This is a genomic window from Sphingobacterium sp. DR205 (genome assembly GCF_011064245.1).
Taxonomy (GTDB): domain Bacteria; phylum Bacteroidota; class Bacteroidia; order Sphingobacteriales; family Sphingobacteriaceae; genus Sphingobacterium; species Sphingobacterium athyrii.
Window position 1 is genome coordinate 1,272,839 of sequence record NZ_CP049333.1, and the last position, 13,204, is coordinate 1,286,042.

At 40.7% G+C, this 13,204-nt stretch carries 8 protein-coding genes; all 8 read left to right on the forward strand.

Annotated features, from left to right (window positions below; genetic code table 11):
* Window positions 1-267: 267 nt before the first annotated feature.
* On the forward strand, window positions 268-3,537 hold the full coding sequence (locus tag G6053_RS05330) for a TonB-dependent receptor (RefSeq protein ID WP_241254931.1): 3,270 nt from the start codon (window positions 268-270) through the stop codon (window positions 3,535-3,537).
* Window positions 3,538-3,558: 21 nt separating this feature from the next.
* A complete protein-coding gene (locus G6053_RS05335) occupies window positions 3,559-5,295 on the forward strand; it encodes a RagB/SusD family nutrient uptake outer membrane protein (RefSeq protein ID WP_108636995.1) in 1,737 nt (578 codons plus the stop codon).
* A gap of 122 nt (window positions 5,296-5,417) precedes the next feature.
* Window positions 5,418-6,737, forward strand: coding sequence for a D-alanyl-D-alanine carboxypeptidase (locus tag G6053_RS05340; RefSeq protein ID WP_241254932.1), 1,320 nt, complete (start codon window positions 5,418-5,420; stop codon window positions 6,735-6,737).
* 10 nt (window positions 6,738-6,747) lie between these two features.
* The gene (locus tag G6053_RS05345; protein ID WP_108636994.1) at window positions 6,748-8,046 is read left to right on the forward strand and encodes an MFS transporter; all 1,299 of its coding nucleotides are present in this window, start codon (window positions 6,748-6,750) and stop codon (window positions 8,044-8,046) included.
* A 20-nt stretch (window positions 8,047-8,066) separates the two neighbouring features.
* Window positions 8,067-8,795 (forward strand): (Fe-S)-binding protein, encoded by a 729-nt coding sequence (locus G6053_RS05350; RefSeq protein WP_108636993.1) that lies wholly within the window; start codon window positions 8,067-8,069, stop codon window positions 8,793-8,795.
* A gap of 24 nt (window positions 8,796-8,819) precedes the next feature.
* Window positions 8,820-9,710 (forward strand): TIM barrel protein, encoded by an 891-nt coding sequence (locus G6053_RS05355; protein WP_108636992.1) that lies wholly within the window; start codon window positions 8,820-8,822, stop codon window positions 9,708-9,710.
* Window positions 9,711-9,956: 246 nt separating this feature from the next.
* Entirely contained in the window at window positions 9,957-11,531 is a 1,575-nt protein-coding gene (locus G6053_RS05360) for a peptide MFS transporter (protein WP_108636991.1), read from the forward strand.
* Between the two features lie 83 nt (window positions 11,532-11,614).
* Window positions 11,615-13,204 (forward strand): peptide MFS transporter, encoded by a 1,590-nt coding sequence (locus G6053_RS05365; protein WP_165305718.1) that lies wholly within the window; start codon window positions 11,615-11,617, stop codon window positions 13,202-13,204.

Here is a 13,204-nt window from a genome sequence, read left to right on the forward strand (position 1 = left end):
AATAACTTGATTTATAGTGGTTTGTAATTTAATTAAGATTTTTCTTTTTTTTTACATTTATTATTCTTTACATTTATTTAACAGATTTTAACATTTCTACGAATAACCAAACTAAAGGAAAAAATGATAACCAAAGGGCTCGCTGCCTGAAACAATGCATATTGTTTCCGCTAGAGCAGAATGACCAATAACTTAACAACCAACATCAAATTAAAAACAAACAGAGAAATAAACATAAATTTTTTTAAACCACCTATTTATAAAATTATGATGAAAAAAACGGACCAAAAACGCTGTTTTGATCTCATATTGGGCCAAAAGTTCAATAAGAGTTTTCTGCTTATGAGTTCTCTTCTCATTGCAGGAGGAATGACCGCTCAAGTGTCAGCCAATGGAGTAGTTGCCCATGGCAGAATTGAAGTCGTTTCGTTAACGAAATCCAAAGAGTTACAAGAAATACCCATTAAAGGTGTGGTGAAGGACGCCACTACCGGCCAGGCCATCACGGGTGTCTCCGTTAAGATCAAGGGAACCAGCAAAGGTACATCAACAGATGCGGACGGCGCATTTACGATCCAGGGGAAGGTAGGTGATGTATTGGTTGTGAGCTACATCGGTTACACAAGCTCCGAAGTTACGGTCACAGGAAAGGCTGATTTGACGATTTCCTTAAACTCTTCAGAAGATGCATTGGAAGAGGTCGTCGTGACAGGATATTCAACGCAACGCAAGAAGGATCTGACGGGGTCTGTTGCTGTAGTCAATACGGACCAATTGAAAACTACACCGGCAGCAAGTGCGGTGGAGTCCCTGCAAGGTCGCGCGACGGGTGTTCAAGTTGTCACAGATGGTGCACCAGGTTCGACACCACAGATTAAAATCCGGGGCTATAGTACCATTAATAATAACGAACCGCTATATGTTATTGATGGGGTGCCATTTGAAGGTAAATTGAGCTGGCTAAATCAGAATGATATTGAAACAATGCAGGTGCTGAAAGATGCATCGGCAGCTTCTATTTATGGTTCACGTGCAAATAACGGTGTTGTTATCATTACAACCAAATCTGGGAAATCTGGGAAACCACAAATTAATTTTGACGCTTATTATGGCGTACAGGTACCTAATAGTGGCCGCTTCCCCAAAATGTTAAGTCCACAGCAGATTTATGATTTGAATGGTAATAAAGATCCGCTGCCCGAATATTTGCTTGCAGGTGCTGTGTCTGGCAATAAGGTGACGCCTGCTGATGCGGATATGTCCAAATATAATTATGCGGACAACAAAGAAGAATTTTATCAAATTACAAAAGCGAATCAAGCAGGAACGGATTGGTTTAAAGAATTAAGCCAGAATGCGCCGACACAGTCTTATCAATTAAATGCTGTGGGCGGAGGTGAAAATGCTTCGTATGCCGTTTCGGGAGGATATCTTGGCCAAAAAGGAACGGTTATTCATACTGGTTTTGAACGGTTTAATGTTCGTTCAAATACAAATTTTTCAGCTTTTAATAAAAAACTGCGCTTTGGCGAAAATATGCAATATAGCATGACCAAGGGGCATGGTATAGGTGTGAATACAAATACGGCCGGCGATTATATCGGTGAGGGCAGTGCGATTGGATTCGCCTACCGGATCAAAAATATTATCCCGGTATATGATGAAGGTGGTAATTTTGCAGGTTCCAGAGGTGGTTGGGGAAATGGAGAAAACCCTGTAGCGATCGCTTACCGCGCTAAGGATAATATGAACAAAAGCAATTTTTTCTTCGGTAATGCTTTTGGAGAGTATGACATATTAAAGGGATTAACATTTAGAACAAGCTTCGGTATCAAATATGAAAATTATTACAATTTAAGTTATACCTATCCAAATCTGGAGTTTACAGAGGGTAGCGCAAACAGTGCATCGTCAGAGACCTCAGGTTATAATACGGAATGGACCTGGACAAATACATTGAACTATAAGGCTAACTTTAACGATGCCCATAGCTTAAATGTGTTATTGGGAACGGAGGCTATTGATAATACTTATCGCCAGGTTCAAGGAAATGGCAATGGATACTTTATCACAAATAGTACGGACTTCTTTTATGTGAGCCAGGCTTCCAAGAATTCGGCTTCAAGTGAAGGGGCCTTGGGATCATTGTTTTCCATTTTTGGAAAGGTAGATTATTCTTATAAAGATCGCTACATCTTAAGTGGAACAGTCAGAAGGGACGGCTCGTCAAACTTTGGCTCCAAAAACAAATATGGTACTTTTCCTGGCGTAAGTGGTGCGTGGCGGATATCGCAAGAGGAGTTTATGAAAAGTGTAAGCTGGTTAAGTGACCTGAAATTGAGAGCAGGTTACGGTATTACTGGTAATCAACGCATTCCATCTTATCAATATTTAAAACGTTATGCAACTTCTATTAATTCGGCTTCTTATCCGATAAATACTGATCTTGTAAGTGGTCTATGGATCAGTGATTATCAAAATGAGAATGTAAAATGGGAACAGGTTGCTTCGTTAAACTTAGGACTGGACTTCTCGATTTTGGGAGGTAAAGTTGACGGTGCTTTTGACTGGTATAATAAGAAAACTTCAGACATGTTGTTTGCTTTGCCACTGCCGGCAACAGCTGTTGGCCGGGCAGCTTCACCTTATGTAAATATTGGTGATATGCAAAATAAAGGGGTGGAGTTCTCGTTGAATTATCACCATAAACAAACTGATCCGAACAAAATCAACTTTGATATTGGAGCAAACATCTCACGAAACAAAAATACAATTGTTGGTTTGGCACCCGGTATCAACGATGTGGTATACGGTGCTTTCCGAAGCATGGAAACCTCGATTTTGAGAACAGGGCAACCTTTTGGCGCGTTCTATGGATTCAAAGTAGCGGGGATTTATCAAAACGAAGCTGAGTTGAAGCAATATCCTTCCTATGAAAAAGCCCGTGTTGGAGGTTTTAGATTTGAAGATGTGAATGGCGATGGGATCATTGATGCAAAAGATAATACAGTTATCGGAAGCCCGCATCCAGATTTCACGTATTCACTTAACGTCAATGCCAATTATAAAAACTTCGACATGATGATGTATTTCTATGGCTCGAAAGGAAACAAGAACTATGAAGCAACACGTTATTTTACGGATTTCGGGGTGTTTGATGGTCAAAAGAGCGTACGTGTATTGGATGCATGGAGTCCAAGCAATACATCAAGTTTAATTCCATCGCAAACAAAAGAAGAGGTGTCAGCCAATGAATATGCATCTTCTAGCTATTTCATACAGGACGCCAGCTTTTTTAAGATGAAAAACTTACAGATTGGATATAATTTCTCTACTGATAAACTCTTTGGGACAAATACAAGCGTGAAAAAATTAAGGGCTTATGTCGGAGTAACAAATCTATTTACCATCACAAAATACGAAGGTCTTGATCCAGAGGTGTCGGCAACACCGTCAGATTATCCAGCATTGGGGGTTGATTTTGGGGTATATCCGCAATCTAGGCAATATATGTTGGGTGTAAGTTTAGGTTTTTAACGAAATTATAAAGCAATTAAAATGAAAAAGAGAACTATTCTATTATACAGTCTGTTGGGACTGACAACTTTTGGCATGTTTGGATGCAGTAAAGGGTTTTTGGAAAAAAATCCCCAAGGCGAATTGATCGAAGAGCAAATTGAGGGAAAAAAAGGAGTAGAAGCCACTCTGATCGGTGCTTATGGAATTATGAACGGTAATATAAATGGTACCTGGGGGAACTATGGCTCAGCGCCAAGCCAATGGATCTTCGGCGAAATAACTTCCGACAATGCACACAAGGGGTCGGTAATTACTGATCAGCCGAATATGAACATGATCGAATCTTTTACTACCATTTCCTCCAACGACAACTTGAGTACGATGTGGCAGGTGTATTATGAAGGTATACTTCGGGCAAACACGACCCTCCGCTTATTGAAGCAAGATCAAGATGGTGGCAAAACAGTTAAAGCGGAACGTGCAAAAGAAATTGAAGGCGAAGCGAAAATGTTAAGGGCGCACTATTACTTCTTTTTGTGGCGTGTATTTAAAAATATTCCTTATATAGATGAAAATACAAGCATTGATGATGCAAAGCTTGTTAAAAATGACAAGGATGTACAACCGATGATTGAAAGCGATCTAAAAATTGCTATTGCAAATCTACCAGATAAGAAGATCAATGATGAGGGGGGGCGCATGGATCAGCGTATTGCAAAAGCCTATTTAGGAAAACTATATCTCTATCAGAAAAAATATGCTGAAGCATTGGTTTTATTTAAGGAGGTTATTGGAGGTAGGGATATTACGGCAATGCCTTTCCAAGATAATTACGATGTGAATAAGGAAAATGGCCCTGAAGCGCTTTTAGTTGCCAAGCATGCCATAAATCCTGATGGAGGTGGCGATAATGCCAATGTGGGCGATATGTTGAGCGGATTGAATGGAACGAATCCTGTTGGTTGTTGTGGTTTTTACCAACCGTCCATAGATCTTGTTAACGCTTATAAGGTGGACGCAAATGGACTTCCAATGTTAGATGATTCATACCGTGATAACCCTTATACATCCGATATCTTGCTGACTGATACAGCTGCCATCAAAAAATATCAATTAAATCTGAATTTACGATTTGATCCGCGTCTTGATTATACGGTTGGCCGACGTGGTGTCAACTTCCTGGATTATGGCGAATTCCCTGGTGATGCCTGGTTACGTCCAGAAGAAGGTCGTCGCCCACACGGAGGTCCATTTACGGGTATAAAGACAATGATTCCAAAGAGTCAACATGCTGCGCATACTCAGGCCGGAGCAGCTTATGTAACCGATTTAGATGTGAATATCATGCGTTTGGCGGACGTAATTCTCATGGCTGCGGAATGTGAAGTTGAACTGGGGAATCTGCCGAATGCTTTAAAATATGTCAATTCAATTCGTCTGCGCGCCGCAAAATTACCAGCGAAATTGACAGAAAAGGGAGCGCCAGCTGCGAAGTATGAGGTAAAACCTTACCAGGCGTTCACAAGTCCAGATCAGGCGCGCAAAGCGGTTCGTTTTGAAAGACGCTTGGAACTTGCCATGGAAGGCCATCGTTTCTTTGATTTGGTACGTTGGGGCATAGCGAAAGACGTTATCGCAAACTATGCGAAGTTTGAAGGCGGTATTCTCCCGGTCTTTAAGAGCAAAGCATATGCGGATAAAAATGCTTATTTCCCAATTCCACAGGAGGAAATCAATAAAAGTAACGGTAGCCTCACACAAAACCCAGGCTATTAATAGTTGGTTAAATAATGCAAAAGGAGGAATTAATTCCTCCTTTTGCCGTTTTTAGCAATTTGTATCTGAATTTTGGCAATAGGAGAAAAGGAGTTGCTGCTCTTTTTTGTATGTTTGAACCAATGAAAAATTTCCTGCGTACGATATTACTGCTTTGGCTTGTCCTATTTTCTACCCGCATAGTAAAGTCACAAGATTTTGAAGACGTCTACCGGATGCTTCAGGAATCCAAAATATTGAATGACCATTTTTATGGATTTTCACTATATGATTTAACGGCAAATAAGTTTGTCATGGATGTCAATGGCAATAAACATTTTACACCAGCTTCGAATACTAAAATGTACACGACTTATGCCGCACTGGAACTTTTGGGAGATTCCATACCCGGGTTGGAGTACGTCGAACGCGGGGATTCTTTATTGATCTGGGGTACTGGGGATCCAACTTTTTTGCATAATCGGCTGGATACACGGGTGGTCTATAATTTTTTGAAAAAAACGAATAAGACCATCTACGTGGTGCCCGGGACAATGAAAAATAAGTTCTATGCCCATGGTTGGGCTATGGAAGATTTTGAGGCATACTATCAGCCTGAAATAAGTACCTTCCCGATCTATGGAAATGTGGTTACTTTTCGTCAAAAGGGATACAACCATTTAAACACTTCCCCGATGGTTTTTCAAAAGGATCTGGATTTTTTACCGGAACCTAAATCGGGTGACTTTGAACTTTCACGCTCGTTTCGGAGCAATACTTTCTGGATGTCAAAACGCCCTGTTCCGAATGATTACGTTAATGAGGTGCCTTTTATCTATTCCGATAGTTTATTTGTGAAATTACTGTCGGATACATTGGGGAGGGAAGTAAATCTCATAGCTTATAAAAAGCCGAATGATACAAAAATAGTGTACTCTGGAGAGACCAGAAATCTTATCCGGGAAATGATGCTGCCTAGTGATAATTTTATTGCTGAGCAATTTTTGATCATGTGCTCGTGGAAACAATTTGGCCAGTTCGATACCTATCTGGTTCGGGATTGGATGAAAAATAAGGTCTACACCTTTTTTTCGGATGAAGTCGCGATTTTCGATGGGTCGGGATTATCTTCGTATAACAAAGTCACGCCACAGAATAATATTGATCTTCTGGTTCTTTTGAAGAATAAGATACCTGATGAGCAGCTGCGTTTTCGAATGTTTCCCGCAGGTGGAGTGGATGGTACATTGAAACGAACCTACAGTAAAGACCAAGGCGTACCTTTTGTATTCGCAAAAACCGGAACAATCACGTCAGTGTATAATCAAAGTGGTTATCTGATCACAAGATCTGGGCGCCGGCTTGCTTTCTCTTTTATGAATAATAATTATATTGATGATCGAGCAGCTGCAATTCGAAAAGAAATGGCTAAAATAATTACTTATATTCGTCAAACTTATTAAGCCAATTTAAATGGAAGCAATTGCAAAAAACAATAAAAAACTGATTCGTTCCTGGGCGATGTTTGATTGGGCCAATTCCGCTTACAACCTTGTTATTACCTCCACTATTTTTCCGGTATACTATACCGCAATAACGACGACAAAAGAGCATGGGGATGTGGTTAATTTCTTTGGTTTCGAGATTGTCAATACAGCGCTTTCCAATTTTTCACTGGCTGCAGCTTACTTGCTGATGTCATTTTCTTTGCCTTTTATATCATCCTATGCTGATGCGAAGGGTTTAAAGAAACAGATCATGAAACTCTTTACCTATGTTGGTGCAATCGCATGTATGTGTCTGTTTTTCTTTAAGCTCGAAACGTTGGAGATTGGTATTGTCTGTTTTGCTTTGGCTGCAATGGGCTATATTGGCGGTGTGTTGTTCAATAATTCATACCTGCCCCTGTTAGCGACGGTAGATCAGCAGGACCGTGTGAGCGCACAGGGCTTTGCTTTTGGCTATATCGGTTGTGTAACTTTACAGATTCTTTGTTTTATCGTGGTCTTGAAGCCGGAATGGTTTGGAATTACCGATCCATCGCTGCCAGCCCGGATATCTTTTCTGATGGTTGGGTTGTGGTGGTTGGGATTCTCCATGATCCCATTTAAGCATTTACCTAAAATTGAACCCACGGGCAATAATTTAGGGAAAAGTTTTGTACAGAATGTGCGGGACGAATTTAACCACGTGATCCATGAAATCAAAGGCATCCCTGAGATTAAACAGTTTTTGCCCGCTTTTTTCTTTTATGCGATCGGCGTGCAGACACTGATGATTGTCGCCTCATCATTTGGTGAAAAAATTCTTCATCTTGGTGCCGAACGACTCATTGCAACCATTCTTTTAATCCAGCTTGTCGCAATTTTAGGAGCTTTTTTGATGTCCTATTTATCGAAGCTTTTTGGAAATATTAAGGTGTTGATCGTCGTTGTGATGATTTGGATCTCAATTTGTATTGCCGCATTTTATCTGTCCACTCCGATGCAATTTTATATTATTGCCGCATTGGTCGGTCTGGTCATGGGGGGAATACAGTCCTTGTCGAGATCAACATACTCTAAACTGATCCCAACGGATATCAAGGACACGACGGCCTTTTTCTCTTTTTATGATGTTACAGAAAAAGTGGCAATCGTCATCGGTCTGTTCTCCTTTGGCCTGATTGAACAGATCACACACAATATTCGTTATTCTGCACTGGTACTTTCTTTATTTTTTGTAATTGGATTGTTACTTTTGGTACGGATATTAATATCCAATAAATCTTAATTTTATTGATTGAATTAAATATGAAGGTAGAACTTTTTGTTCCTTGTTTTATAGATCAGCTTTATCCGGAGACCGCTTTTAATACGATTCGTTTATTGGAAAAAGTAGGTTGTGAAGTGCTTTATAACCCCGATCAGACCTGTTGTGGACAGCCTGCCTATAATGCTGGTTTTTGGGATGATGCAAAGCAGGTAGGAAAGAAGTTTCTAGAAGATTTTTCGGGCGATCATGTCATTATTTCTCCTTCGGCTTCCTGTACCGGTATGGTCAGAAATAGTTATAGCGACCTGTTCGCGAATTCGGCCGATTCTCACCAATGCCATAAAATACAACAGCAGGTCATGGAGATTTCCGATTTTTTGGTCAATGTGCTGAAAAAGGATTATTTCGGAGCTGAGTTGGAGGGTGTTGGGGTATATCATGACTCTTGTTCGGCCCTGCGTGAATGCAAGATCAAGGATGAACCCCGGAAGTTGCTGAGCAAGGTGCTGGGATTGGAAATGCTGGAGGTAAAGGACAGTGAAACCTGTTGTGGTTTTGGTGGAAGTTTTGCCGTTAAGTTTGAAGGCATATCGGCCGCCATGGCAGAACAAAAAGTCAGAAATGCCATGGCATTGAATGCTGACTATATTATTTCGACGGATTCGTCCTGCTTGTTGCAGCTGCAAGCTTATATTGATAAACATAAATTACCTATCCAGACCATGCACCTTGTGGATGTACTGACCACTGGCTGGGGAAATATATAAATAACACACTTTAAATCTAAACACATGAATTCTAGAAGAGATTTTCTTAAAAACCTTGCATTAGCCTCTGCCGGTATAGCATTGGCTCCATCGCTGGAGAGTTTTGCCGCAGCAAAGAAAGATTGGTTTGACATTTCCTTAGCAGAATGGTCATTGCATAAAACATTGTTTAAGGGTGATTTGAACAATTTGGACTTTCCGGTCGTAGCGGCTAAAAAATATGGTATTTATGGTGTAGAGTATGTCAATCAGTTCTTTAAAGACAAGGCTAATGACAACAATTATCTGACTGAACTCAACATGCGCGCAAAAGATAATGGTGTAAGAAATGTCTTGATTATGATTGATGGTGAGGGAAATCTAGGTGATGAAGATGAAACCAAAAGAAAGCAGGCTGTACAAAATCACTATAAATGGATTTCTGCAGCGAACTTTTTGGGCTGTCATGCCATCCGTGTAAATGCTGCCGGCAAGGGAACTCCCGATGAGGTTAGCAAGCGTGTGGTGGAGAGCCTGACAACCTTGTCTGATATCGGAAAAAAAGCAGGTATTAGTATCATCGTGGAAAATCACGGCGGTATTTCTTCACATGGCGACTGGTTGGCCAAAACTTTAAAAGCTGTAGGAAGCAAATATTGTGGAAGCTTACCTGATTTTGGTAATTTCTATGAATACGACCGTTATCAGGGTGTAACTGACTTGATGCCTTATGCGCATGGGGTCAGTGCCAAAACACATGATTTTGATGCTAATGGTAATGAAACCCAGATCGACTATGAACGCATGTTAAAGATTGTGAAAAAAGCAAAATTCAAAGGATATGTGGGCATTGAATATGAAGGAAGTAAATTAAGTGAAGAAGAAGGAATCTTCGCAACTAAGAAATTATTGGAGCGCTTGCGTCCATTGATCTAATATAAAAACATAAAGTTCTTTTCATGCATTTGAAAAGAACTTTGCTTTTAAAAAGAGTCTTTTCCTTGAACGGATAGACCCTTTTAAATTAAATCTAGATTTTTGTCCATATTTAACTTGTAAACTGATTCGGTTGCCGGATGTGTTGTAACAGCCCTCTTAACTTAACATAGCGTAATTTGGCTGGCTAAAAATGGATAAGCTGAAATCGCACTACCTGAAATTGAAAAATAACGATTAGAAAACATGAATTTTGAAAAAGATGCTGTTCTGGAATCTCATTTAAATAAAGTGGGCGCTGAACAAGTGTTGGTGAAAGGACATCCTGCAGGATTATTTGTCTTGTTTTTTACGGAGATGTGGGAACGTTTCAGCTACTATGGCATGCGAGCGCTATTGGTAAACTTTTTGGTTTCCACCATTGCTCAACATGGCTGGGGCTGGACAAATTCGGAAGCAATGAAACTGTATGGTCTATATACAGGGATGGTGTTTTTAACGCCCTTGTTTGGTGGAATTATAGCAGATCGGCTGACTGGCTATAAAAAATCCATTATGGTAGGCGCGATCATCATGACCCTCGGTCATATTTCGATGGCCATGGAGGGATTCAACAAAAATTTCTTTCTCGCGGGATTGGTACTTATCGTTCTGGGAAATGGTCTGTTCAAACCCAATATTTCTTCGATGGTGGGTAAACTTTATCCCGATAGGGGCGGGAAAAAAGATGCCGGATATACGATCTTCTACATGGGGATCAACGGCGGTGCTTTCCTGGGAATGATGCTGTGCGGTTATATTGGAGAGAAAATAGGCTGGCATTATGGTTTTGGACTTGCTGGGATATTTATGTTTCTGGGCATGTTGCAGTTTTACTTTGCACAACGCATTTTTGGAAAAATAGGAGATACGCCAGAAAAAGAAAACACTGTTTCGGAGGAACTGAATCCCGATGATGAACATCCGAAACATATTGTACGTGACCGGTTGCTGGTCATTGCGATTTTCATGTTTTCAAGTATTGTATTCCACTTGGCTTTTGAACAGGCCGGAGGCTCAATGACCATATTCGCCAAAAATTACACCCAGCGTGTATTGAGCGGAGAGGCTGCTACCATTTTTAAATGGGCAGATTTTGCATTAACGATTGTGCCCATTGTTGTGATTACTGCTGTATTGCTTGTCTTGGCGAAAAAGATAATTCGTAAATATCCCTTAATTATTCTTTTCTCCAGCATTTCATTTGTGATTATCTGGTCTTTGTGCCTATGGAAGGTCTATCGCGAATACCATGGTATGAATTCAGAAGTGACAGTTTCTTGGTTCCCCATGCTCAATTCTTTCTTTATTATTACACTGGCCACTTCTTTTAGCAAGATCTGGGAGCGCGTCTGGAACCCGTCGGGGCCAATTAAGTTTGCCATGGGCTTGACCTTGGTGGGGGTTGGATTTGCTGCCCTTTCCATAGGGAGCGCCGAGATTCCAACGGGAGCGAAGACGGCTTCGGTCAGTATGATCTGGTTGGTGTTGGCCTATTTTTTCCATACAGTTGGTGAGCTGTGCATTGGCCCCGTGGGCTTGTCTTATGTAAGTAAATTGTCGCCAAAGAAATTCTTGGGACTGCTATTTGGCTTCTGGTTTTGCGCCAATGCCATCGCTAATTTTATTGGTGGATTTATTGGTTCTTACATTGATAAGATAACCGAATCACATTCCATGTCATTTTTCTTTGCGGTGTTTACCGTGATACCCATGATAGCGGCTGTATTTCTGCTGCTTGGTAATAAAAAAATAAAAAAGATGATGCATGGAATTGACTAATTCATAGAAAAATAGTGTATCTTCATGCGATTTTTATCAAATTAAAAACAAAACCTGAGTTATAAAACAATTATTGAAATTATATGAATCAAGAAAAAGATCTAGTTCTTGTAGCACATCTGGCCAAGCAGGGGATAGATGACAAGATGGTAAATGGGCATCCTGCCGGACTATTTGTGCTATTCTTTACCGAGATGTGGGAGCGTTTTAGCTATTATGGCATGCGTGCGCTGTTGGTTAATTTTCTCATCTCGACCATTGCGCAACATGGATGGCAATGGACGAATGCAGAGGCAATGAAACTATACGGATTGTATACATTTGCTGTTTATCTCACACCGCTTTTTGGCGGAATGATTGCCGACCGATTGACAGGATATAAGAAAGCGATTTTAATAGGCGCTTTGATCATGACCCTGGGGCATGCATCCATGGCGCTGGAAGGCGCTTCGAAGGGTTTCTTTTTTCTTGGTCTTATTTTGATGATCTTAGGCAACGGTATGTTTAAACCAAATATATCATCGATGGTAGGTAAACTATACCCGGATACAAGTCCGAAAAAAGATGCAGGCTATACGATCTTTTACATGGGGATCAATGGTGGTGCATTTCTGGGGATGCTCCTTTGCGGTTATATCGGTGAGAAAATCGGTTGGCATTATGGCTTTGGATTAGCAGGTGTATTTATGTTCTTCGGAATGGTTCAGTTCTACTTTGGTCAGCGTATTTTCGGAATTATAGGCGAGACACCTAAAGTAATTCAAGCGGATCACGACAAAAAAGTGAATGCTCACGAAGAAGAGGAGGAAGAAACACCCGCACATATCGTGCGCGACCGTCTGATCGTCGTTGCTGTTTTAATGATCGCGAGTATCGTATTTTTCCTGGCTTTTGAACAGGCGGGAGGATCCATGACAATATTTGCCAAGGATTATACGCAACGGCTGTTGAGTGGTAGTATGGCTTCAGGTTTTCGCTGGCTGGATGCCGCACTGACGATATTTCCTATCGTGGTGATTACAGGAGTGCTTGTTTCGTTGGCAAAAAAGATTTATTCAAAGTATCCTTTGACGATCATATTTACGGGAATTTCATTTGCCATCATTTGGATTCTATGTATCTGGAAAGTACATCGTGAATTTACAGCAGTGAATACTGAGGTAACAGTATCTTGGTTTCAAATTTTAAATTCCTTCTTTATCATTACACTTGCATCAAGCTTTAGTAAGTTCTGGGAGAAAGTCTGGAACCCATCGGGACCGATTAAATTTGCCTTGGGACTGATCTTGGTCGGTATTGGTTTTGCTGCATTATCTTACGGGAGTCTCTCCATTCCCCAGGGAGCTAAGACAGCTTCTGTAAGTATGATCTGGTTGATATTGGCTTATTTCTTCCATACCAGCGGCGAATTGTGCCTGTCGCCTGTGGGACTTTCTTATGTGAGTAAATTATCTCCGAAAAAGTTTTTGGGACTGCTATTTGGCTTCTGGTTCTGTGCATCTGCCATCGCAAATCTTATCGGTGGGTTTCTAGGTGCATATATTGACAAAATTACGGAGACTCATTCAATGTCTTATTTCTTCGGGATTTTTACGATTGTACCCTGTATTGCTGCATTGATTTTGATCGTGTTGAATCCGATCTTGAAAAAGATGATGCACGGCATTAACTAA